This is a genomic window from Testudinibacter sp. TW-1 (assembly GCF_050613185.1).
Taxonomy (GTDB): Bacteria; Pseudomonadota; Gammaproteobacteria; order Enterobacterales; family Pasteurellaceae; genus Chelonobacter.
This window is the reverse complement of record NZ_CP192511.1, coordinates 50,359-75,095: the sequence shown is the minus strand read 5'-3', so window position 1 is coordinate 75,095 and position 24,737 is coordinate 50,359. Positions and strand designations below refer to the sequence as shown.

At 47.5% G+C, this 24,737-nt stretch carries 18 protein-coding genes; 11 read left to right on the top strand and 7 right to left on the bottom strand.

Features of this window, described 5'->3' with window-relative positions:
• Nucleotides 1-31: 31 nt before the first annotated feature.
• From ychF to ACQ31U_RS00400, 3 genes are all read right to left on the bottom strand, one after another.
• On the bottom strand, nucleotides 32-1,123 hold the full coding sequence (ychF, locus tag ACQ31U_RS00410; RefSeq protein WP_431052862.1) for a redox-regulated ATPase YchF: 1,092 nt from the start codon (nucleotides 1,121-1,123) through the stop codon (nucleotides 32-34).
• Nucleotides 1,124-1,142: 19 nt separating this feature from the next.
• Complete coding sequence (gene pth / locus ACQ31U_RS00405; RefSeq protein WP_431054357.1) at nucleotides 1,143-1,727, bottom strand: aminoacyl-tRNA hydrolase; 585 nt, start codon at nucleotides 1,725-1,727, stop codon at nucleotides 1,143-1,145.
• Between the two features lie 79 nt (nucleotides 1,728-1,806).
• Nucleotides 1,807-4,440 (bottom strand): GDYXXLXY domain-containing protein, encoded by a 2,634-nt coding sequence (locus ACQ31U_RS00400; RefSeq protein WP_431052860.1) that lies wholly within the window; start codon nucleotides 4,438-4,440, stop codon nucleotides 1,807-1,809.
• Between the two features lie 237 nt (nucleotides 4,441-4,677).
• Between ACQ31U_RS00400 and ACQ31U_RS00395 the strand changes: the two genes are divergently transcribed.
• Both ACQ31U_RS00395 and ACQ31U_RS00390 read left to right on the top strand, forming a co-directional pair.
• Complete coding sequence (locus tag ACQ31U_RS00395) at nucleotides 4,678-5,430, top strand: carbonic anhydrase (RefSeq protein WP_431052859.1); 753 nt, start codon at nucleotides 4,678-4,680, stop codon at nucleotides 5,428-5,430.
• A gap of 98 nt (nucleotides 5,431-5,528) precedes the next feature.
• Nucleotides 5,529-6,290: a copper homeostasis protein CutC gene (locus tag ACQ31U_RS00390; RefSeq protein WP_431052857.1), complete on the top strand. Its 762-nt coding sequence runs from the start codon at nucleotides 5,529-5,531 to the stop codon at nucleotides 6,288-6,290.
• A 131-nt stretch (nucleotides 6,291-6,421) separates the two neighbouring features.
• Here ACQ31U_RS00390 and ACQ31U_RS00385 read toward each other — a convergent pair whose 3' ends face one another.
• Nucleotides 6,422-7,081, bottom strand: a complete 660-nt coding sequence (locus ACQ31U_RS00385; protein WP_431052855.1) for a hypothetical protein — start codon at nucleotides 7,079-7,081, stop codon at nucleotides 6,422-6,424.
• A 256-nt stretch (nucleotides 7,082-7,337) separates the two neighbouring features.
• On the opposite strand from ACQ31U_RS00385, the gene ACQ31U_RS00380 reads away from it, so the two are divergent.
• From ACQ31U_RS00380 to ACQ31U_RS00370, 3 genes are read left to right on the top strand one after another with little or no spacing between them, the layout of a single operon-like run.
• Nucleotides 7,338-7,775, top strand: coding sequence for a type II toxin-antitoxin system RatA family toxin (locus ACQ31U_RS00380; protein WP_431052853.1), 438 nt, complete (start codon nucleotides 7,338-7,340; stop codon nucleotides 7,773-7,775).
• Nucleotides 7,765-8,154, top strand: coding sequence for an RnfH family protein (locus ACQ31U_RS00375; RefSeq protein WP_431054356.1), 390 nt, complete (start codon nucleotides 7,765-7,767; stop codon nucleotides 8,152-8,154). The genes ACQ31U_RS00380 and ACQ31U_RS00375 overlap by 11 nt, the downstream gene beginning before the upstream one ends.
• 16 nt (nucleotides 8,155-8,170) lie before the next feature.
• Complete coding sequence (locus tag ACQ31U_RS00370; RefSeq protein ID WP_431052851.1) at nucleotides 8,171-9,385, top strand: JmjC domain-containing protein; 1,215 nt, start codon at nucleotides 8,171-8,173, stop codon at nucleotides 9,383-9,385.
• A 58-nt stretch (nucleotides 9,386-9,443) separates the two neighbouring features.
• Here the strand turns inward: ACQ31U_RS00370 and ACQ31U_RS00365 are convergent, their stop codons facing one another.
• A complete protein-coding gene (locus ACQ31U_RS00365; protein ID WP_431052849.1) occupies nucleotides 9,444-14,108 on the bottom strand; it encodes a hemagglutinin repeat-containing protein in 4,665 nt (1,554 codons plus the stop codon).
• Between the two features lie 52 nt (nucleotides 14,109-14,160).
• The gene (locus ACQ31U_RS00360) at nucleotides 14,161-15,810 is read right to left on the bottom strand and encodes a ShlB/FhaC/HecB family hemolysin secretion/activation protein (RefSeq protein ID WP_431052847.1); all 1,650 of its coding nucleotides are present in this window, start codon (nucleotides 15,808-15,810) and stop codon (nucleotides 14,161-14,163) included.
• 430 nt (nucleotides 15,811-16,240) lie between these two features.
• Here ACQ31U_RS00360 and xseA point away from each other — a divergent pair, with 430 nt between their 5' ends.
• Together xseA and ACQ31U_RS00350 are read left to right on the top strand one after the other, a co-directional pair.
• The gene (gene xseA, locus ACQ31U_RS00355) at nucleotides 16,241-17,638 is read left to right on the top strand and encodes an exodeoxyribonuclease VII large subunit (RefSeq protein WP_431052845.1); all 1,398 of its coding nucleotides are present in this window, start codon (nucleotides 16,241-16,243) and stop codon (nucleotides 17,636-17,638) included.
• Nucleotides 17,639-17,739: 101 nt separating this feature from the next.
• Entirely contained in the window at nucleotides 17,740-18,306 is a 567-nt protein-coding gene (locus tag ACQ31U_RS00350) for a cytochrome b (protein WP_431052843.1), read from the top strand.
• 46 nt (nucleotides 18,307-18,352) lie between these two features.
• Here the strand turns inward: ACQ31U_RS00350 and ACQ31U_RS00345 are convergent, their stop codons facing one another.
• A complete protein-coding gene (locus ACQ31U_RS00345; RefSeq protein WP_431052841.1) occupies nucleotides 18,353-19,474 on the bottom strand; it encodes a pyridoxal phosphate-dependent aminotransferase in 1,122 nt (373 codons plus the stop codon).
• Nucleotides 19,475-19,660: 186 nt separating this feature from the next.
• Between ACQ31U_RS00345 and guaB the strand changes: the two genes are divergently transcribed.
• The 4 genes from guaB to ACQ31U_RS00325 all read left to right on the top strand — a co-directional run bounded on the left by guaB (nucleotide 19,661) and on the right by ACQ31U_RS00325 (nucleotide 24,622).
• On the top strand, nucleotides 19,661-21,124 hold the full coding sequence (gene guaB, locus ACQ31U_RS00340) for an IMP dehydrogenase (RefSeq protein WP_431052839.1): 1,464 nt from the start codon (nucleotides 19,661-19,663) through the stop codon (nucleotides 21,122-21,124).
• A 98-nt stretch (nucleotides 21,125-21,222) separates the two neighbouring features.
• Nucleotides 21,223-21,909: an HAD family hydrolase gene (locus ACQ31U_RS00335; RefSeq protein ID WP_431052837.1), complete on the top strand. Its 687-nt coding sequence runs from the start codon at nucleotides 21,223-21,225 to the stop codon at nucleotides 21,907-21,909.
• Nucleotides 21,906-23,480, top strand: a complete 1,575-nt coding sequence (guaA, locus tag ACQ31U_RS00330; protein WP_431052835.1) for a glutamine-hydrolyzing GMP synthase — start codon at nucleotides 21,906-21,908, stop codon at nucleotides 23,478-23,480. Before ACQ31U_RS00335 ends, guaA begins: the two co-directional genes overlap by 4 nt.
• A 149-nt stretch (nucleotides 23,481-23,629) precedes the next feature.
• Nucleotides 23,630-24,622, top strand: a complete 993-nt coding sequence (locus tag ACQ31U_RS00325) for a 2-hydroxyacid dehydrogenase (protein WP_431052833.1) — start codon at nucleotides 23,630-23,632, stop codon at nucleotides 24,620-24,622.
• The last annotated feature ends 115 nt before the right edge of the window (nucleotides 24,623-24,737 follow it).

The window sequence follows — 24,737 nt, the reverse complement described above, 5'->3', positions numbered from 1 at the left end:
ACGCTGCTCATTCGCAGCGTTTGATGTTTTGTTACACATTAAACCGGAAGTGCATGACATCGCCGTCTTTAACGATATAGTCTTTGCCTTCCAAACGCCATTTACCGGCTTCTTTTGCGCCGTTTTCACCTTTGAATTGAATGAAATCGTCGTAGGCGATCACTTCGGCGCGGATAAAGCCTTTTTCAAAATCGGTGTGGATCACGGCGGCGGCTTTCGGGGCGGTTGCGCCGACGGCAACCGTCCAGGCGCGCACTTCTTTCACCCCGGCGGTGAAGTAGGTTTGCAGATTGAGTAACGCATAACCGGCGCGGATCACGCGGTTTAAACCCGGTTCTTCAATGCCGAGATCTTGCAAAAATTCCACTTTTTCTTCGTCGTCTAACTCGGCAATTTCCGACTCGATCGCGGCACAGACCGGCACAACCACAGCGCCTTCGTTTGCGGCAATTTCACGTACGCGATCTAAATAAGGATTGTTTTCAAAGCCGTCTTCGTTAACGTTGGCGATGTACATTGTCGGTTTCAGGGTTAAGAAATTGTAGCCTTTAATCGCGTGTAACTCATCTTTGTCCAAACCAACCGAGCGGATCATACCGGCATTTTCTAACACTGGCAGGATTTTCTCCATAATCGATAATTCGAATTTCGCCTCTTTGTCGCCGCCTTTGGCACGTTTGGTCAGGCGTTGAATGGCTTTTTCGCAGCTGTCCAAATCGGCTAACGCCAGTTCGGTGTTGATGGTGTCGATGTCTTCCGCCGGATTGATCTGACCGGCAACGTGCACAATATCGTCGTTCTCAAAACAGCGTACCACGTGTCCGATCGCGTCGGTTTCGCGGATATTGGCTAAGAATTTGTTGCCCAACCCTTCGCCTTTGCTCGCTCCGGCAACCAGACCGGCGATATCGACAAATTCCATGGTGGTCGGCAGCACCCGTTGCGGCTTGACGATTTCCGCCAGCGCCTCTAAACGCGGATCCGGCATCGGCACAACGCCGGTGTTCGGCTCGATGGTGCAAAACGGATAGTTCGCCGCTTCAATGCCTGCTTTTGTCAATGCGTTAAATAGGGTCGACTTGCCCACATTCGGTAAACCGACGATACCGCACTTAAATCCCATAATATTTTCCTTTTTCAGATTAAATTTTAAAACTATTCAAACGATTGGTCGCTTTGGTCATGCCGTCTTTCAGCATAATCTCAATGCATAATGCCGCTTCATCCACCGCTTGTTCGATTAAATTCAGTTCATTTTGCGGCGGTTTGCCCAACACATAAGCCGAGACCCGATTTTTATCGCCGGGGTGTCCGATACCGATTCGCAGACGGTGGAAATTTTTATTATTGCCGAGACTGGCGATAATGTCTTTCAAACCGTTGTGTCCGCCGTGTCCGCCGCCGAGTTTCAATTTTGCCGCCCCGGGCGGCAGATCCAATTCGTCATGCGCCACCAAAATCTCTTCCGGCTGAATGCGGTAAAAATTCGCCAGTGCGCCGACCGCTTTGCCGCTGAGGTTCATAAACGTGCTCGGCACAAGCAACCGCACTTCTTGACCGGCAATCAACGCACGCGCAGTATGTCCGAAGAATTTGCTGTCGGCGGTTAAGTTGAGGTTATGTTGACGGCACAAACGCGCCATCAGCCATTCGCCGGCATTATGGCGCGTTTGTGCGTACTGACTGCCGGGATTGGCTAACCCGACGATTAATTTAATTTGCGACACGGTATTTTTCATCGTTTGAGCTAAAAATAGAGGCGTATTTTACGCTAAAACCGCACTTGCTACAATCGACAACTTGTTGCTACAACCCTCTCATTTCACTATCCAACAAACGTGCCAACAATGCCGTGCCGTTTAGCACACGGAATTCCCCGTATTGGGCTTGCCCAAAATGCGCGGCTTGTCCTTCGGCAAAGAAGAATTGCTGTCCGGGCATTTTCAGGTTCCATAATGTGCGGTAGTCACGGATACGCAGTTTGATGGCAATATCCGCCAGGCAATCGTGGTAATCCGTTGGCAATGTTGCAGCCAAACGGCAAAGCGTACTTGTGCCGTCAGGGTTTTGTTTTAACAGTGCGTACAGTTGTGTCGGGCGTTGATCAAGCCATTGTTTGAAGCGGGCGTAGGCTTCTTGGTCAACCTCGTTGATAGTATAGCTTTCGCCGCTGTCTTGCGATTGAATGGTGCGCAGTTGATCGACGTTAAACTCGATTCGCTTATCCTCTTGCTGTTTCTCGATTTCAGACCGCACTTGATTCAGCAAATTGTAGTTCAGTTCCATATAATCGCCCTGCATAATCGAACGCGGATCGATCGGCGCCAAGGCGAGGATCACCGTTTTGCCGTTGTTCAGCACATTTTCGTATTTTTGAATGCTGAAGTTGCCGACAGCCAGTGTCAGCAACAGCGTGAGTGCGGCGAGCGACGGCGTAAACCAACCGATCTTGCCTTGATAATGCGGGGCAGCCGTTTGTACCGCACTTGTACGCCGGCATTGGCGCTGTAAATACAGCGCGGCTAACAGGAACAAGAGCGCGTTGGCTAACAGTAAAAAGGATTTATACAGTAACGGCAAACCCAGCCAGTAATAGTATTTTGCCAAAAAGCCGATAATCGCGAGCAGGGCGCAACCGAACAGCAGTCGATTGTGATTCGGGTAAGCCATCAGCAGTAAAGCGAAGCCGAGCAAAATCCCGGGGGAGGCGATAAAAGCTAGTCCGAAAACCGCCAGCAGCAGGGCGATGGTCACCGCACTTTGTATTTTCAAGTGTTGCTGGCGGCTGATCCAGAGATGGATCAGCACCGGGGACAGGCAAATCAGCAGCAGGATCAACGTCGTCCAACGCCAGCCTTCCGCCGTGAACAGGGAATTGGTGATAATATGGAAAAATTCACGAATATGATTGTGAGCGGAGAGCGGATTTGCCTCTACGCTATTCAAAGAGATATAAATATCCGGCTTTGCGATAAAACCGATATAAACCAGCCAAAATGCCCATGCCGCACTTTGAATATGGGCGTGATAACGCCACGGGCGCAGGCTCAAACAGAACAGAATCAAGCTGCCGAGCGCCAACCAATAACCGGCATAATAATCAAACACTAAATACCAAAAATCATATTGCGGCTCTTGAGTTGGATCGAGCCCATACAGGTAATGGTTTTGAAAACCGAAAGTATATAATAAGATAAACAGCAGCAGGATAAGGCTGCCGGTTTTGACCCAATTAGTCGCAATAAACAGGTAACACAGCAGGCTGATGACAATAATGCCGAGCAAATCCCAATTTCGTGCCGAAAACGCCTCGTCCGGTCGGAAGCTGAAGAGATCATTAAACAGATAATGGAAAACATAAAGCCCCAAGCCAACCATAATCAAGAGACCACTGGCATATTCATTGGCTTTTTTGGCATAGAGTGCCGCGCCGATGGCGAGGAACGCCAGAGATGTCATCAGAAACAGATGGTCCGGTTCAAAAATGTCCGCTACAAACAGAAGGATGATCAGCAACAATGTGGCAAGGATTGCCAGTGAGGTAAACAGGATTTGCACCGGCCAAGGCGTGCCTTGCCCCTGCTGCTGATATTGTTTTTTCAAATGGATACCGAGGAAAGCCGCAGCGCCGAGAGTGATGATTGTCGCCAGTAAAACCCCGCCGATATTCCAGCCATTCACATTTAACAAAAAAATATCTATGCTGAATAACAGACAAGCCCAATAACCGCTTTGGTTAAACAGATCGTGGCGCTGCCGTTTGTAATAATAAAGCATGACGGCAGAGAGCAACCACACCAAGGGGGCGCTATTTAGCGTGCTGGCGCAGAGCAGGAGCAGATACCCGATCAGCACAGTATTGCTGACTTTGGAGCTGATGTGCCAATCTTGATCGTGTAAAGTTTTATTGAAAATTTCGCTTAAGATCACAAAACAGAGGTTGAGTAGGATCATCAGATATAACGAATACGTCTGCAACCAAAACAGCTCAAGATAGAGTGCCAGCCCCAGGTTACCGGTCGCGAGCAGTAATAACACCGCGGCGGTATTCGGCAGTGCCAGGAATAATGGGATTTGCAACAGTGACCATAGTGCGAATAATTGCCAAGGATCGGCGCCGGTTTGGTAAATCTGCCCGATTAACGCCAGTAATGCGCCAATCAGCACGGCAGCGATAAAGAAAAAACTGCTGCTGACAAATTTCAACCGCACTTGCCCGAGTTTACGGTATTCGCGGTAATAACACACCATTCCCGCCGCCATACTGACGAAGAATAAACCTTGTGTGGCATACAGTTTGCTGAATTTATCAAAATAATCCCAATTGGCGGCGATCCAAGTGACCACGCCGCTGCTGAGAAAACCCACGCCCGTTAGAGAGGCAAGCAGTAAGAGATATTTCTGCCAAGATTCGGCGAATAATGCGGAGCTTATCTTCATTTTTTCTTCCTCATCGCAGAAAGTTTACTTGATAGTAAAGGCTTTCTTGCTGAAAAACAACGCTTATCAAGCGTATCCGATGTGATACCGTGTCAATAGTGTTTGCGTGTTTTCTGTTTTAAATCAAGAAAAATGAATTTTGTTAAGAATAAACTTGATGGGAAAAAAGGGCCGTGTATATTTCAATTGAAGCGTTTTGGCGCTTCCATATTGGATTAATATCGTTTGGAGATACGTATGAAAAAAATCGTTACCACGGCCGTTTTTAGTGTACTGTTATCAGCCTGTAGCCAGCATTCGGCTACGGAACACCATCCGCATTGGGGGTATCATGGAGATACTTCTCCGGCACATTGGGGGACATTGGCACCGGAGTTTGCAACCTGCGCCACCGGTCATTTGCAATCACCGGTGAATCTGTCAAGCAAAGCCAAACGGACAAAAGCCGATTTGCAATATCATTATTCCGCCGTGAATTATGTCATGGAAAATAACGGGCATACGCTACAGTTGACGCCGCAGAGCAAAATCGGCAATTTAACGCTGAACGGCAAGCTTTATACCTTGCAACAATTCCATGTTCATACGCCGAGCGAGCACACATTGGATAACAAAGCCTTTCCGATGGAGCTGCATTTCGTACATACCAGCGAAGACGGGGAAATCAGCGTGGTTGCCGTGATGTTTGAACAGGGTAAGGAAAATCCGCACTTGGTACAAATTTTGGCGCAGACCGTAAAAGCCGGTGACAATGTGGCATTGAGCGAAGCCATAAATGTTCGCAACCTCTTTCCGAAAGATCTGGCACATCTACGCTTGAAAGGCTCATTAACCACTCCGCCGTGTACCGAAGGCGTCAACTGGATTGTGATGGAAAAACCGTTGCAAGCGAGTGCGGCACAACTGCGTGCTATGGAAAAAATGATTGGCATGCAAAATAATCGCCCGTTGCAAGCGTTAGGCGACAGAATCGTGCTTGGTGAAAAATAACCGATTTGAAACGGAAAATCATGCCGGTCAGGAACGACTGGCATTTTTGTTTCGGAAAGCATAGCATAGTATAAAAAATCGCGGAGTAAGGATAAATCATGCTGATTGAAGTCTGTGTCGATAATATCGAATCGCTGCATACCGCACAAAAGTGCGGTGCGAGCCGAATCGAGCTGTGCGGCGCATTGGCGTTGGGCGGCATTACGCCGAACTACGGGTTAATCGAAAGTGCGGTAGCGGCGGCGCAGATTCCGTTATATTTGATGATACGCCCGCGCGCAGGGGATTTTCTGTTCAGTGCCGAGGAGGTCAAGATCATGCAGGCGGATATTCGCTTGGCGCAACAGTGCGGGTTGCAAGGCGTAGTGATCGGCGCATTAACCGATAAGGCCGAGATTGATATAGCCACTTGCCGCCGTTTGCTCGACGCTGCTGACGGTTTGGGCGTGACCTTTCACCGAGCCTTTGATTTATGCCGTGATCCGCAAACCGCACTTGAGCAGATTATCGAGTTGGGCTGCGAGCGGCTTTTAACCTCAGGACAGCAACAAAGTGCGGTACAGGGCGCAGCGCTGATCCGCCAACTGGTGCGACAAGCCGATGATCGCATTAGTATTATGCCGGGGGCTGGCGTGAATGCAAGCAATGCGTGGCAAATCCTGCAAATTACCGGTGCACAAGAGCTACACCTTTCCGCCGGCGGTTATCGCCACAGCGCCATGTTGGCCAACGAATCGCCAAGTATGGGCAAAGACAGCCGACAAGATCAACAAATCAACATCACCGATGGCAAAAAATTACGGGCAGTGCTGGCTGAGATTAGGGATGAATCCGCTTTGCCGTACAGCGGGCGGAATTAAGGAACACAATCGGACGCGCATTTTCAGCTTTAGGGAAAAATCTCAATTTAAGCATTAGTTTGTCATAATGAATAACAACGTTATTGATCGCTAAGCAGAGGAGATTTACTCCTCTGCTTAGCGATACCATTTTAGAATTGTTGAATGGTATTCAATGCTTCTTCTGCGCCACGGCGATTGCCGCCATATGGAATAACAAGGGTAAAACTGGTTTTCTGCTCGGTTAAATATTGCAACTCTAAAAAAGCAGTTTCAGTAATATGGCTGGTGGAGGTTGATTTACTGCCGAAGTTATAACCAAATGATGAGCCAAATACGGCGACACTGCCTTTATGCTTCGTCGTGGTGTGAACGGTTGATTCACGTTCCACTTTTGCGGAAATTAACTTTTCTTTATCAAAGATAAGCGGTTCATAATCAGTCTGTTGGTTATTGATAAACAGTAATTTGTTGATGGTATCAATGGCAAAAAGGCTAGGAGGCACTTTTGATTGCTGCGATAAGGTGGTGGAAATGCCGGATTCTCTAAGTTGTTCATTCATTAATTTTAGACAACGAATATATTGTAGATTGGCGTAGGTTAAATTGATAATACCGAATACCAATTTAATTAAGAACAAGGCGATAAAAATAGAGATGATTAAGGTAATAATGCCATTGGTCAAATCTTTGATAAAATTCTCGACCACAATTAAACCAAAGAAAGCAATAATAACCCAAAATAGGATACGATAAACCCAATTAACTTGGTTGAGTATTTTTAGGATTTGTTGTGATTTATTTTGTTGCATAATGATCCCTTAAAGAAGAAAATAAACGGTTTTGTTATCCTACTTTAAGGGGGGGGGGGGGATGTCAAGCGCAACGATGCTTTTATTATTAGGATCTGTTGATGTTTGTTAATCTTAAAAAAGTGATTTTTGAACCGATTAAATTAGCGATAGTTATTCTTTAGATTGGTAGTGTCTCCAGTTTGATCTTGCCCCCTGCTTGGCGTATATTACGCAGATTATTATCATTATTGTGTTCTTTTGTGTTAGGAAAATCATGCCCTCCGTCAATCAAACGACATTGGTAGGCTATAGTGCCGAGCAAATGTATCAATTAGTCAATCACTATGAAAAATACCCCGAATTTTTGCCCGGCTGTGTTGCCGGCAAAACGCTGACGACTGCCGATAACGAATTGACGGCGGAGTTGGTGATTAGCAAAGCGGGGATCCGCCAACAATTCACCACGCGCAACACCATGCAGCCGAATAAACGGATCCAAATGCAACTGGTCGAAGGTCCGTTTCGTTTTTTGCAAGGTTATTGGCAGTTTGACGAAATTGATGAACATTGCTGCCGAATTCGGCTGAAATTAGACTTTGAATTTTCCAGCGCCTTAATCAGCGCGGTGTTCGGCAAAATTTTCGAACAGTTAACCGTGAAAATGATCGACGCATTCAAACAACGTGCCAAAGAGGTGTATGATGTCGGATAAAATCAGTATTCAAATTGCTTATGCGCTGCCGCACAGCTATTTTCTGCAAAGTTACCAAGTGGAAAGCGGCACGATTATCCAAAATGCGATTTTGCAATCGGGAATTTTGCAACAATATAAAGAGATTGATTTGCGCACCAATACCGTCGGCATTTTCAGCCGTTTGGCAAAGTTGAGCGATGTGTTGCAAGACGGCGATCGGATTGAGATTTACCGCCCGCTGCTGGCTGATCCGAAAGAGATTCGTCGCAAACGGGCAGAGCAGCAAAAACAAGAGGCAGCAGCACAAAAAGCACAAGAAAAACAGCAACGCGCCGAAGCCAAAGAACAAGCCAAAAAAGTGCGGTCAAGTGCCGAATCCACTTCTACTTCCGAATAAATAAAAGGATAATCCGATGTCAAAAATTGCCTATTGTCTCCCGAATGAAATCAGTGCCGAGCAGTTTCTTACGGAATACTGGCAGAAAAAACCTTTGTTAATCAAAAACGGCTTGCCGCAAATTGTCGGCTTGCTCGAACCGCAGGATATTATCGACTTGGCACAGCAAGAGGACGTGACCGCGCGGTTGGTGAAAACCGACATCAACGCCGACGGTGAGGAATGTTGGACGTTGAAAACCAGCCCGCTTGCCAAGCAAGATTTCAAAAATTTGCCGGAACAATGGTCGGTGCTGGTGCAGAATTTGGAACAATGGTCGCCGGAATTGGGCGAATTATGGCAAGCGTTCGGTTTTATTCCGCAATGGCAACGGGACGATATTATGGTGTCGTATGCGCCGCAAGGCGGCTCGGTCGGCAAGCATTATGATGAATACGATGTGTTTTTGGTGCAGGCTTACGGACATCGCCGTTGGCAGTTGGGCAAGTGGTGTGATCCGAATACCGAATTCAAACCGAATCAACCGATCCGCATTTTTGACGACATGGGCGACTTGCTGTTAGATGAAGTCATGCAGCCGGGCGATGTCTTGTATGTGCCGTCGCGCTTGTCGCACTACGGCGTGGCGCAGGACGAGTGTTTAACCGTTTCGTTTGGTTTGCGTTATCCGAATTTAGGCGATTTGATCGACAATATCAACGACGCAATCTGCCACCCGACACCGCACTTTAACCCGTCCGAATTGAATATTCCGTTGCGTTTATCGCCGAATGCGCAACCGTTGGCACAACTCGATCCGACAATGGTGCAAACCATGAAACGGCAGTTGTTGGATTATCTCGCTCAATCGCCACAATTCGATCATCTGTTTCAACACGCGGTGGCAAGTGCGGTCAGCAGCCGTCGTTATGAGTTGTTGCAATCGGACGACGAATTTTATCCGGAAGAATTGAGCGGGATGTTGCAAAACGGCGCAACGCTTCAGCAGGACAGTAACAGTAAGATTCTCTACACTGAACAACCGTTTGCGTTGTATGTCAATGGCGAATGGGTAGACGAGTTAAGCGAATTGGAAAGTGCGGTATTAACCGATCTCGCCAACGGTGCGGTGCTGGATTGGCAAGCGTTGCAAGGCTATGTCGCCGGTTTAGACGATGAAATGGCAGAGGAAGTGCTGTTGGATTCGCTGTGCAGTTGGTTGGAAAATGGCTGGTTGGTGTTAAACCCATAGTCAAAAAAACGGAGATACCGAATTGGATCTCCGTTTCACTTTTACTTAACGCGTTAAATTAACGTTTGCCAATCTCTTTAATTTCAGCGACGGCGGTGTTGGATTTTTGGCTGATACTGCCGTTGATTAACGGGAATTTACCGTCTTTCAAATCCTTCACCCCTTCTTGAATTAAGAGCGGGATATTATTCGAGATAATCACGTTACCTTGGTAACGATTGTGATGACCCTCGATATTGCTTACCCCGACCGAGGCACTTTCGACATTTGGTCGGTTATTGCCGGTTAAATTTGCGCCGTTTAACTGCACATGATCTTTTACCTTGACATTCAACTCATCCCCGTGGATACCGGAAACATTCACCACTTCATCTTGTTGCACAAGGCTGCCGGATACCGTTAACGACGATGGTTTAGCCGTTTTGCCGGTCACCGGATTGTGTTTGGCGAATCCGGCATTTTCTGCCGCAGAATTAACCGCCCCCGTGACTTTATCTTTTACCGCATCGGTTTTTTCAGTGGACGGAACCGCTTTCATCACACTGGTCAATGCGCCGTTATTTTGTGCATTTGTCGCATTGAGATCCAAATTAAAGGTCAGGGATTGTTCCGATGATTTTCGACTTTCCACCGTCAAATTACCGCCGATATTGGCGTCGACTCGTTCGCCTTTCACATTTGCGCCGGCAACGGTTAAATTGCCTCCGCTGGTCAGGGCGACGGTTTTGCCTTTGACTTGACTGTTGATTTGCTCGGCTTTTTCTTTGTTATCCAACGCGATGGATAAGGTGGCGGTGCCGTCTTGTGTGGTTTTGTCTTCACCGCTCACTTTTTTGAGATTACCGTTGCCGCCCAAGCTGACGTTGCGGTTATCTTTGTGTTCGCGGTTGGTGAGGGATTCAATCACAATACTGCCATTTTTTGCTTTTAAATCAACGTTATCTCCACTCAAATTGCTGCCGGCGATGTGAATGGCCTTGTCCGATTTACCGTTAGCGCCGATTTGAATATTATCGGCTTTTAAATCCGTCGCTTGATAGTTGATCGCGGCTTGGTCGGTTTTTTTAACGCCGACATTCAATTTAAGCGAACCGTTTTGCGCCGGTTTATCGCCGGAGGTTGAGCCACCGCCACCGCCGATCCCGACTGACCAATCTAAACCTTGCTCACGGCTTGAACCTTGTGCAGCCGTGATAACCGCACTTTCATCCGCCTCGATAGTCAGATTGCCGGTCTTGCCGCTCATGCCTTGCAGTAATACGTTTTTGCCTTTCAGATTGATGTTTTTCGCCGCAATTTCTCCCGCGGTTGCGGTAATGGATTGGGCATCCTGATTATTTGCGCCGCCGCCTAAACCGCCCGAGCCGGATTTACTGCTTTTGCTCATGCCGGCCGAGACGCTTAAATCCAGATTAAAGCCGTTTGCACTGCTTTCTTTAACATTATTGGCTTGTACTAATTTAACATCGCCGTTGCTGTTCAGGGTGAAGCCGCCATTGTCGCTATGAATTTTATTGCCTTCTAACACAATGCCTTTTGCCGCATTAATATCAATATTATCAACGGCGTTAAATCCGCCGATAACGGCTTCACTGCTATATTCACGGCTGTCGCTGTGTCCGCCTTTGCCTTTGGCGGTGATGGTGACGTCTTTACCGGTAGAAGTGGCAACGCTGAGACTCGCTTCACCTTTGTCTTCGCTAACGGTCACATTTTTGCGGTTTTCTGCCGCGACGTTGGCATATTCTTGCGCGTTTAAGGTGATCGCCCCCTCTGTGGCTTGATAGCGTGTGGCTTGGTCATGAATACGATCCGCCGTGGCGTTCACGCTGCTCGCTTCGATTTGCGTCACTTTGGCTTGGCTGCTGTCGAGGTTTTCGACTTTTTTGCCGCCGCCGAATTTCATGGTGACACCGGCATTCGGCGCACCGACGCCGCCGATAGAGGAAAATGCGCTGACCGGGCTACCGTCGGCAAGGTTGTTCACCGCTTTTTCGATTGGACGAGTTATGCCGCTGAGTTCGATACCCGTACCGACATCATGATTGAACGTGACGGTGGTGGTGGTCGATTTTTCACCGTTACTTGCGGCTTGGCGTTGGATCGTGTTTGCCGTTTCAGTGAGGGAGCCGGCGACTTGATGGCGACCGCCCTCATATTGCAACCTGTTTTTGGCATTTAGCTGTAGATTGCCGGCAATTTCAGTAGCCGATTCCAGTGCCGTTGTGCTTTCTTTTTCAACATTGGTTTTGTTAAAACCGCTTTCTAAACCGACCGTCACCCGATCCATACCGCCACCGGCATAGACGCCGAAACCGGCGGTGCGACTTTCGCTATTGACGACAGTGGTATTTTGTTGCGCTGTGATATGGATGTTCTCGGCGTTAATGGTTGCATCGCCGTTGCCGGTTTTTAATTTTGAACCTTTAATATTGACATCGTTTTTACTGTCAATCTTCAGCGAGCCGCTTTGTACTAAACTGGCAACATGGTTGGTTTCGCTGCGTGCTTCCGCGGTCGAATTCATTTCCAAACCGACACCGGCACGATATTGCTTATCTCCGTCTTGTTTGGCATAGGCTGTGCCTTTCAGCTCAGTGGTTTTGCTTTGGCGATCTAAGTTCTGTTGTGCGCCTGCGATATTGATATTGCCGACGGCGGTGAGATTGAGCTGTTCCGCCACTTTAACCACGCTGCCGATCACATCAATGTTTTGATTGGCGATCAGTGCAAATTTGGCGTTAGAGACTAATTCCGATTGTTTAGCACTCTCGCTGGTTTCATTGATAGATTGGGAATCTTTGGTGATATTAAACACCGTTCCATTACGTTGATCGATAATGTTATGGCTGAAATCGGTGGCATTATCAACACGGATTGCGCCTTGGCTGGCTTGCGCATAACCGCCTTTAGCGGCGACGATATGGCTGCCGGTGACTTGCACGCCCTGATCGCCGCTGACGACCACAATGCCTTTGGCATTGATTTCAGAAGCAATCTGCAATTTATCACTGTGATTATTGTCTTTGTCATAACCGCCGCCAATGCCGCCCCAGTAGGTTTGGTTATCACGCACTACTTTGTTATTGTTGATCTGTTGTGAACCGATAATCACTTTGCCGTTGGCGTGTAATAAAATATCGTCACTGCCATTCAGATTCGTGCCGCTGAGTTCGACATTTTTTGCCGCTGAAATGCCGATTTTGCCATTACTCGCCAGTTCGGTTTTATGCAGATGTTCTTTCTCACTGGTGATATTCCAACTGCCGGTTTCCAATGCTGCGGTATGGTTTCGTTTATTACCGCTATCAACGCTGGTTTGTTTCTCAACACTGCCGTGAGTGAGAACACTGCCTTTATCGGCTTTGAGCAGCAATTTATCGTGCCCTTCGATTAAACTTCCGCTGATATTGAGATCATCAGCCGTCGCACGAATGGAAACATCGTCGGCTCGAAAACGGTTGCCCTCTTGTTTTTCGTTGTGTTTGACTTTGGTTTGATTGTATTCCCAAGAATATTTCCAGTTGTGGTCGATCTCCGTGTCTTTATCTTTGATTTTTTGTGTGGTTAAATCCACTTTTCTGCCGACAATCTGTAAGGATTTGGCTTGAATAGCGGCAGCATTGGCATTGACGCTGTTTTTTGCCGCCAATACGACGTTATCCCCTTGAATTTCAGTTTTTTTCCACTGTTGCGATTCTTGCTCATTACGCTTTTTGCTTGCGCCATAATAAGCCGAATAGTTGCCGTCTCGCTCGCGGTGTTTTGTCTGTTCAACGAGTTTGCCATCTAGGTTGACATCTTGTCCGATGGCTTTCACATTGCCTTTAATATCGGCAGCAACAAAATTGATCACATCGGTTGCATTCACATTCAACCCGTCGCCCGTCGCGGTTTGGATATCACCGCTGAGATTCACGCCGTTACCTGCGCCGGTGCTGACAATATTGATACGCCCGGCTTGCATGCCACCGACATAGTAACCGTCTAAACCCGCTTCTTTATTGTGGCGGTTTGTCACTTTTTTGCTTTCATAATCAACGGTGTTGCGACCGGTGTAGCTGTTGATCTCTTGTTTGGCCTGAATTTTGCCGGAGGCGGTGATTTTCGGTGCGACTAAATCTAATACATCGCTGCCGGAAATGCCTTTTTCTTTAATGGTCAGGCTGTTATTGTTGCCTTGCGCAGCGGTGCGCAGGTTTTTGATTTTGCCTTGTTCGATTTCGGCACTGCCGACCACCATTGAAGCCCGGGGGATATTAATAAACCCACAGCCGTCGCAGGTGATACCATTAGGGTTTGCCAACACATAATCTGCGGCTATGCCGAAAACTTCTTGTTGCCCTAATAATAATGAAGGATTGCGGCTGACGACTTCATTTAAAATGACTTTTGCGGCTTGATTGGGCGTTAGATTCGGGTTGGCTTTCAGCTCACCGGCGAGTACGGATTTGCCGTCGTTGAGCGAGTTGTTCAATACCGCACCGGCGGTATCAACGTTGTATTTATCGTAGGTATTGTGTGATAGCCCTTGTGGATTTGGGCGAACAATATCGATCACCGCGGCGCCGTTTGTTGCGGTCGTAATCGTTGTTGGTGCGTGATTGCCGCCGCCAATAATTTGTTGATTAGCATGAGAAAGCGCTGATGTCATGCCGCCTAACAAGGCTAGGCTGAGCGTACAACTGAGCTTCCCTTGGAATGATAACTTAAATGATCGCATTTTCTTTTCCTTTAAGGTGATAATTATAAATAGGATTGTTAAAAAGCATCTCTTAAAAAGAGAGTGTAATTTTGCCTAACATACGGCTTTCATTTTGGCGCACGGGTGACGACACAAACCAACCGCGATCAAAAGAAAAAGATCCGCTTAGCTGCTTATAGCGCAAGTGAATCCCAAAGCTTGTTCCGACCGCACTTTGCCAAGCATTGTTGCCGTGTCGGTTAAAAAGTCGCCCTGTATCCAATCCCGCATAGGGGGAAAGTTGCAGGGTGCGATAATGGATTGGATAAGAGATATTGTTGCGTAGTAGCCAACCGCTGTCGCCGCTGAAACTGAATGAATCAAATCCGCGGACACTGTTGCGCCCGGTGAGCTCAAGCGTTTCCACTGAGGGCAAACGCTGCGGCGAATACTGTGCGACAATCTGGTGATGGAATCGCAGCGTATTTATTGGATAGTGCCAATTAACATTCAAGCTCCATTTGTTAAAGTGCGGTTCAGTCAGGTGTTCGGATGTGGCTTTTGTTGCGCCGAAGATCCCCAAACCGCGCTGCACGCCGATATTGACATTAATGGTGTGCTCGCCTATCAATTTTAGGTAATCCAAATTCAGTTCGGCGATGCTTAAGCGTAGGTTTTGATCAGGATGGCGATAACCGAGTAATTCACTTTGGCTGCGCTTGTGGCTCAATCCGCTGCTCAAAGTAATAATATGCGTTTGGTGGCGGTTTAGTACGCGATCCAAACGAAAACCAAGCTGGCGGCTTGCGCCTTGATAACGTGCGCCGGATAGCGGTAGGCGAGTGGCGGATTCTGCTTGAGAGGCGAATAGGCTTGCAGTCCAATAACCATAAGGAATCAAATATAATGCGCTGTAAGTGCGGTTATTATTTTCGGCTTTTTTCGTGAGCGGTTGTCCATAGCTCAAGGCTAAAAAATCGGCCCGCCCGGTAAGGTTATCAATGCTGAAGCCGAGTTGACCCTGCAAGCGTCCATGTTGCCGACTGGCATAGTTATCTAGAGAAAGCGTTACACGGTAGGGCGATTTGGTTTGATTGCGTAAGCGGACAATTGAGCCGCCAAATTGCGTTGCCGGTAAAATATCCAGAGTTGCATGATGTGACTGCAAACGGTTGAGCTGATCCAGCCCTTGATCTAAATCACGGATGTTTAGTGGCTTCCCAATCAGATTTGGAAAGAGATAATCAAGGGCGATAGTGTGATCCTCACTTTCTATCGCTTCTAATACGCCCTCGACCCAATGCAGGCGCAACGTATTATTTTCGTCCAACGGGGCAAAAACCGCTCTTGCAGTAATATAACCTTTGTCTAGATAACGCTGAGTGATTTCGCGAATGAGGCGATTCACGTTACTATCGCTAATACAATCCGCCGGAATCGGCGATAATCCGGCTAAATCTTGTTCTTTTAATAAGCTGATACCGGATAATTGAAGCCCATTTAATGGCAAACATGCCTCGGAAAGCGGGATTTCTTCACTTGTGATACCGGACGGCGAATGCGGTGATAATTGCTGATAGCGGTTTTCTTCAATTTTTTGCTGAATAGCCCGCTCACTTTCGCGCAGCTGTTGTTCGTGTTCGTTTACTGCTTGTGCCGCAAAACTCAATGGTAATCCAAGCAGTAATACGGAATAAGTGAGCCAAGGGGATTTTTTCTTTTTCTTAAATGCAAATAACACAACTACCTCTGAGAAATAATCAATAGAAAATAATGACTAATGATTATTTTTTTCCTTGCATGGTACGCCCTGTTGCACCATTAGCAATATAATTTACAAAGAATATAATTTCATATCGTTACTTGTTTCATTTGCAAAAAATAGAAAAGATATTCATAAAGCGGGATAATAGAAAAACGGATTATATAAAGAGAACACAGTAAGACTAGATTTTAAAGCGTAAATTTGTGAGCCATTTCACAAATTATAAATGATATTACTTATCATTACTTTAATTGGTGCGTAAATTATGATCGAAATGGAGTGTAAACTGTATTTTTGATACTTGAAGTGTGTTTTTATCTTTATGTTTGCTTGAAAGCCGTAGGTAATTTTTACGAATTCCAGTTAAACTGTAGGCTGGCACGATACAGAAAAGACAGGTAACCTCATGCAAGAAACTATCTACTCCGTCAGTCAACTGAACCACACCGCGCGCTTGCTACTCGAAGGGCAACTTGGGCATATTTGGCTGACGGGGGAAATTTCCAATTTCAGCCAACCGATTTCAGGGCATTGGTATCTCAGCCTCAAAGACGAAAACGCGCAAGTGCGCTGCGCTATGTTCCGCATGAAAAATTTGCGCGTCGGCTTTCGCCCGCAAAACGGAATGCAAGTGCTGGTGCGCGCGTCGGTGAGCTTGTATGAACCGCGTGGCGATTACCAACTGATTATCGACAGTATGCAACCGGCAGGTGACGGCTTGCTGCAACAACAATTTGAACAACTGAAACAAAAACTGGCGGCGGAAGGGTTGTTTGCGCAACAGTTGAAAAAGCCGATACCGCACTTTAACCGTCGAGTCGGCGTGGTTACCTCAAAAAGCGGGGCGGCATTACAGGATATTTTGCAGGTGTTGCAACGGCGTGATCCCAGTTTGGAGGTGGTGATCTACCCGACACAAGTGCAAGGCAAAGAGGCAACGGCAGAGATTGCGCAGATGATCGAACTGGCAAACCGCCGTCAAGAGGTGGAGGTGTTGATCGTCGGACGTGGCGGCGGTTCGTTGGAAGATCTGTGGTGCTTTAACGAAGAAGCGGTGGCACGCGCGATTTTTGCCTCCGCCATTCCGATTATCAGCGCGGTGGGGCATGAAACCGACGTGACGATTGCCGACTTTGTTGCCGACTTGCGCGCGCCGACACCATCGGCGGCGGCAGAGTTGGTGAGCCGCGATCAGCGCGAATTGTTACAGCAGCTACAATACCGCCAACAACATCTGGAAATCGCCTTTGATCGCCTGTTCGGCCGTAAACAACAGCAATGGGAACGGCTGAATCTTCGCCTGAACCAACAACACCCGAGCAAACAACTACAGCTGCAACGGCAACAAACCCGGCAAATCATCGCACGCTTGGAACAGGCGATTCAACGTCGTTTGGATCAGCAACGGCAACACACACAATTTATGCAGCAACGCCTGAGTCATGGCATTCAACGCCAATTGGATTCTAAACGCCACCATTATGTGAATCTGCAACAGCGTTTACAGCAAAATCCATTACCGTATCGAATCGGGCGGCAGCAACAGCAGTTGCAACAACAGCAAGTGCGGTTGCGCAGTTTAATCGAGAAAATCTTATTGACCGACGGTCATCAACTGGCGCAACTGTGTTCGCAATTAAACAGCCTCAGCCCATTGAATGTGTTGGCGCGCGGTTATTCGATTTCGCAAAACCAAGCCGGTAAAGCGATTACCGCCAGCAGTCAACTAGAATTGAATGATCAGTTACTAACCCGATTTAGTCAAGGGGCAGTGTTAAGTCGGGTGGTTAAAATTTTGCGCTAAAGGCTTAAGCAATTCTTAAGCAAATTCCGCTATATTTTGCACGCAAAGCGCATTACAATGTGCGCCGAATTTACGTTTTATTAACACAGTTAGGAATTTTTATGGCTTCAAAAATGAAAGATACGCCGGAGCGTTTCTCACATATCACGTTATCACTCCATTGGTTGATTGCGATTTTCATCATCGGTTTAATGGCGTTGGGCGTATATATGGGCGAAACCGCAAGTTACGACTTATACCCGACGCATAAATCCTTGGGCATTTTTATCTTTATTTTCATTGTGATCCGCGTGTTGTGGCGTTGGAAAAACGGTTGGTCGCAACCGACCGGCAAGCATAATCGTTTGGAACAAATACTGGCAAAATTGATCCATTGGATCTTAATTCTCGGCACCTTGGCGTTCCCGATCTCAGGCATGCTGATGTCTTACGGCGGCGGACAAGGTTTGCAGCTGTTCGGCTTAGATCTGATTTCCGCCAATTTAGTGGATGGAAAACGTGAGGCAGTCAATGGTACTTTAGCCGGCGTAGCCAATGAAATTCACAAAAGTTTGCTGCCGATTATGCTGGGCGCCATTTTGTTACACATTGCCGGTGCATTGAAACATCACGTCATCGACAAAGATAACACCTTAAAACGCATGCTGGGTTTTAAGAATAACGCATAAAATGAATTGATAAGCGATAAAGGGTAGCAGGCAGCTACCCTTAGTGCTATTTGTTTTTTAACCACCGCTTCAACCGTTCGATTCCCTCACGCATATGCGCAATTTCGCGGGTGTAGGCGAAACGTAAATAGTGCTTTGTGCCGTTTGTGCCGAAGTCGATTCCCGGGGTAGTGGCGACTTGGATTTCAGCCAGCATGTCTTTGGCGAATTGGTAGCTGTCATCGGTGTAACGCGACACGTCCGCCCACAGATAAAACGCGCCTTGCGGTTTAAACTCGATGGTAAAGAGTTGTTTTAATTCGTTATACAGATAATCCCGTCGCTGGCGGAACGTGATTTGGATTTGGTCTAAATAGGCGTTATCAAAGGCTTCCAATGCGCCGTATTGGCTCAAACTCGGGGCGCAGATAAAGATATTTTGCGCAATAATTTCCGCCTCGCGCACGTTGTGTTCCGGCACGATAATCCAACCTAAGCGCGCGCCCGGCATACAGAAATATTTGGAAAAACCGTTGATCACATAGGCGTCAGGATTGAATTGAAGTGCGGTGGCGGCGTGCTCTTCATAGACCAAACCGTGATACAGCTCGTCGGAAATAAAAGCAATCTGATGTCGGCGGCAATAGTCATTGAGGGCTTGCAGATTTTCGGCGCTGTAAATATTGCCGGTCGGGTTTGCCGGCGAAGAAATCTGTAAGGCACGGATTTTTTCAGATTGCGCTTGCAACTGCGGCACGGTTAATTGATAGCAACTGCTTTTGTCCACCGGCATAAAGTGCGGTTCGACTTCCATCATGTAGGCAAAATTTTTGTAGCACGGATAGGAGGGATCAGTCAGCCCCAATTTTTCGCCTTTGGCTAAGGTCAGCGCATAAGCGATAAGAAACGCGCCGCTGGTGCCGGGCGTGAGCAGCACGCGCTCGGGGGCTATCGTGACTTGATAGGTGGTCTGATAATGCCGGCAGATTTTTTCACGCAGGGCGCGCAAGCCTAAACTTTCGGTGTAACTGAAGTGGTTATTTTCAACCGCACTTTGCAGTGCATTTTTCACCTTCGGCGACGGTGGCAAATCAGGCTGTCCGATTTCAAAATGAATGGCATTCGGATATTTGCCCGCCTCACGCACAATATCCATTACAATAAACGCACTCATTTTGTCATAGCGCATGATTTTCCCCTTAAAATACACATAAAAAATTGTTGTCATGCTACGGTAATACCCGAGTGAGCTCAAGTGCAAAACAGCGAAAAAAGCAAAATAAAAAATTCACAATTCGAGTGAAGATCTGTATAATCCAAGCGCAATATTTTTACCTTCATTTTTTCCACCCTTTCAAAAAAGAGAGATATTGCAATGCTGAGAGTCGCCAAAGAAGCCCTGACCTTCGACGATGTGTTACTGCTTCCCGCCCATTCTACCGTTCTGCCGAATACGGCTGATTTATCTACCCAACTGACTAAAGACATTCGCCTGAATATTCCGGTGTTATCGGCGGCGATGGACACCGTTACCGAAGCAAAACTGGCAATTTCTCTGGCACAAGAGGGCGGTATCGGCTTTATTCATAAAAACATGAGTATCGAACGCCAAGCCGATCGCGTGCGTCGTGTGAAAAAATTTGAGAGTGGGATTGTGAGCGATCCGATCACGGTTCGCCCTGACATGAGCTTGCGTGATTTGGAAGTGTTGAGCAAGAAAAACGGGTTTGCCGGTTATCCGGTCACCACCGAAAGCGGCGAGTTGGTCGGAATTGTGACCGGACGTGATGTGCGTTTTGTCACCGATCTCGATCGCCCGGTTACCTCGGTGATGACTCCGAAAGAGCGCTTGGTCACGGTGAAAGAAAACGAGCCGCGCGAAGAAGCCTTCTCCTTAATGCACGCCCACCGCATTGAAAAAGTGCTGGTGGTTGATGACGCATTCAAACTGGTCGGCATGATCACCCTGAAAGATTACCAAAAAGCCGAAAGCAAACCGAATGCCTGTAAAGACAAATTCGGGCGTTTGCGTGTCGGTGCGGCGGTCGGCGCCGCCCCGGGCAATGAAGAGCGGATCGCCGCCTTGGTTGAAGCCGGGGTTGATGTGTTGCTGATCGATTCTTCGCACGGGCATTCCGAAGGCGTGTTGCAACGGGTGCGTGAAACCCGTGCCAAATATCCGGATCTCGCGATTGTGGCAGGTAACGTTGCCACTGCCGCCGGCGCGATTGCGTTGGCTGACGCGGGTGCAAGTGCGGTTAAAGTCGGGATCGGACCGGGATCAATTTGTACCACCCGGATCGTCACCGGTGTTGGCGTGCCGCAAATCACGGCGATTGCCGACGCTGCCGAAGCCTTGCAAGGGCGCGGCATTCCGGTAATCGCCGACGGCGGGATCCGTTATTCCGGCGATTTGGCAAAAGCGATTGCCGCCGGAGCGTCCTGCGTGATGATGGGGTCGATGTTCGCCGGCACGGAAGAAGCGCCGGGCGAAATCGAGCTATATCAAGGCAGAGCGTTCAAGGCTTATCGTGGTATGGGTTCATTGGGCGCGATGACCAAAGGCTCGTCCGACCGCTATTTCCAATCGGATAATGCCGCCGATAAACTGGTGCCGGAAGGGATCGAAGGGCGTATTCCGTATAAAGGTTTTCTGAAAGAGATCATTCACCAACAAATGGGCGGCTTACGTTCATGTATGGGCTTAACCGGCTGTGCCACGATTGAAGAACTGCGTACCAAAGCGGAATTCGTCAGAATCAGCGGCGCAGGCATTAAAGAAAGCCATGTGCACGATGTGGCGATCACCAAAGAAGCCCCGAATTATCGTATGGGTTAATGTCTAATACAGCGCCTTAATCACTTTCCGCTCATTGTACTGAGCGGAAAGGTGAGCGATAAAATGAGCGAATGTTTCACGCAATAAGGACAACTCAAATGCTACAAGCGATTATTTTTGATATGGACGGTGTGATTGTTGATAGTGAATATGTCGAATTTGCGTTGCAAAAAACGTTTATTCGCGACATTCAAGAACATGATCGCGAGATTAGCCATCAGGAATATTCGCAGGTTGCCGGTAAATCACTGAAAGATATTCCTGAGATTATGCAACGACTGAGCGGTTCTTCGTTGCCGTTAGACGACATTCGCGCACGCTATTTGGTCTTTTTCCATAATATTTTCGATCCTATTGATTACTTAACCATTTTTCGCCAAGAGATTAAGCAGATTATTCAGTATGCCAAAGCCAATAAGATTAAATTGGCGGTAGCTTCATCGTCTGCTTTGGCGCATATTCAGCGGATCTTAACTGCTTGCGGCATTATTGATGAATTCGATCTGATTGTCAGCGGCGAGCAGTTTGAACACAGCAAACCGCACCCGGAAATTTACCAATATACCTTGCAAAAATTGGGGGTAGCGGCACAACGTGCGGTGGCGATTGAGGATTCTTATTACGGCATTATCGCGGCGAAACAAGCCGGTATTCCGGTGATTGCTTACGAAGAAACCCGTATGGCAATCGATCAGTCTTTGGCGGATTATCAAGGCAAAGATATGACGGACATTTTAACCATTATTAAAACACTATTCACCCCAACCGTAGAGAACAATGCATGAGTAATATTCATCAACATAAAATTTTAATTTTAGATTTCGGCTCGCAATATACGCAACTGATCGCCCGTCGAGTGCGTGAAATCGGGGTGTACTGCGAACTGTGGGCGTGGGACGTTTCCGAGCAGGATATCCGTGAGTTTAATCCGAGCGGGATTATTTTGTCCGGCGGGCCGGAAAGCACCACCGAAGACGACAGCCCGCGCGCGCCGGACTATGTGTTCAATGCCGGCGTGCCGGTGTTGGGGATTTGCTACGGTATGCAAACCATGGCAATGCAGTTGGGCGGCTTGACCGAAACGTCCGATCACCGCGAGTTCGGTTATGCGGCGGTTGAAGTGGTACAGTCTAACGGATTGTTTAAAGATTTACAAAATGCCTTGTCAGCACAACAACAGCCGTTATTGGATGTGTGGATGAGCCACGGCGATAAAGTGACTAAAGTGCCACCGCACTTTGAGATTTCCGCCGCAACCGACTCCTGCCCGATTGCGGCGATGGCGAATAAAGAGAAACGTTTCTACGGCGTGCAATTCCACCCTGAAGTGACGCACACCAAGAGCGGTTTGGCATTATTAACCAATTTTGTGGTCGGCATTTGCGGTTGCGCCACCGAATGGACGGCGGAAAATATTATCGAAGACGCGGTGGCACGGATTAAGCGGCAAGTGGGCGGGGACGAAGTGATTTTAGGCTTGTCCGGCGGTGTGGACTCTTCCGTGACCGCACTTTTACTGCACCGTGCGATTGGCAAAAAACTGCATTGTGTGTTCGTCGATAACGGCTTGTTGCGCTTAAACGAAGCGGAGCAAGTGATGGCGATGTTCGGTGATAAATTCGGTTTGAATATTATCCGTGTCAATGCCGAAGATCGTTTCCTTAACGAGCTGGCGGGCGTATCCGATCCGGAAGCGAAACGCAAAGTGATCGGTAAAGTTTTCGTTGATGTATTCGATGAAGAATCGCATAAACAAACCAATGTGAAATGGTTGGCGCAAGGCACGATTTATCCCGATGTGATCGAATCCGCCGCCTCGAAAACCGGTAAAGCGCATGTCATCAAATCACATCACAATGTCGGCGGTTTGCCGGATTACATGCAATTGGGCTTGGTCGAGCCGTTAAAAGAGTTGTTCAAAGACGAAGTGCGCAAAATCGGCTTGGCGTTAGGCTTGCCATACGAGATGTTATACCGCCACCCGTTCCCGGGGCCGGGTTTGGGCGTGCGTGTATTGGGCGAAGTGAAGAAAGAATATTGCGATATTCTGCGCCGTGCCGACGCAATTTTCATTGAAGAGCTGCACAAAGCCGATTGGTATCATAAAGTCAGCCAAGCCTTCACCGTATTCCTGCCGGTGAAATCGGTCGGCGTCATGGGAGACGGGCGCAAATACGACTGGGTTGTTTCGATTCGCGCGGTGGAAACCGTCGACTTTATGACCGCCCATTGGGCGCATTTGCCGTATGATTTATTGGGTAAAATCTCCAACCGTATTATCAACGAAGTGAACGGCATTTCACGCGTGGTGTATGATATAAGTGGAAAACCTCCCGCGACGATTGAGTGGGAATAAGCTTTTATATCAAATGATTAGCCTCGATTTTTTGAGGCTTTCGTTAATTGGCGCATGATTAACTACAAAGTGCGGTTACAAAATTCAACTATTGTTGAATTTATCAAATTTTGTTACATTGAATGCCAATATTAATGGGGAGAAAGAAGATGAAAATTGCGGTTTATAGCACCAAAAAATATGACAAAAATTATTTGGAATTGGTCAATGTGAAGTACGGTTTTGAGTTGGAATTCTATGATTTTTTGTTGAATGAACGCACGGTTAAAATGGCGGAAGGCGCGGACGCAGTCTGTATTTTCGTGAATGATGTGGCGAATCGGGCGGTGTTACAAGCATTGGCTAAGCTTGGCGTAAAATTTGTGGCATTACGTTGCGCCGGTTTTAATAACGTGGATTTGCAAGCGGCAAAAGAGTTCGGGTTGAAAGTGGTGCGGGTGCCGGCGTATTCGCCGGAAGCGGTGGCGGAGCATACCGTCGGCTTGATGTTGGCGTTAAACCGTCGGATTAACAAAGCTTATAACCGTACGCGAGACGCAAATTTCTCGCTCGAGGGCTTGATAGGTTTTAATATGCACGGGCGTACCGCAGGCGTGATCGGCAGTGGCAAAATCGGGATTGCGGTCATGCGGATTCTGAAAGGTTTCGGCATGAATATTCTGACTCATGATCCGTTTATCAACCCAAGTGCGGTCGAACTGGGCGCGGAATATGTGGATTTGGATACCCTGTACGCGCAATCCCATGTCATCACCTTACATTGTCCGGCAACCGCAGAAAATCACCACATGCTCGATCGTGAAGCATTTGCGAAAATGCGCGACGGTGTCTTGATCGTCAATACCAGCCGTGGCTCACTGCTAAATACCGAAGATGCGCTGCAAGCATTGAAAACCCGTAAAATTCGCGGCTTGGGCATTGATGTGTATGAAAATGAGCGTGATTTGTTCTTTGAGGATAAATCAAACGATGTGATTCAAGATGATACGTTCTCATTATTGGCAGCGTCACATAATGTACTGATGACCGGACATCAAGCATTTTTAACCGAGGAAGCGATCACCAGCATTGCTGAGGTTACACTGCATAATATTGCCGATTTAGTGCGTAACATTGAAAGCCCGAATGAAGTTAAAGCATAACCTTCATTGTGTTAAAATATTGATTTTATGCGAATTAATTTTATAGATAAGAGTGTCTTGATTTAACTCTTTGTTTTATATTGTTTTTATATAAAAAGGGTAAACAAGTTATAGG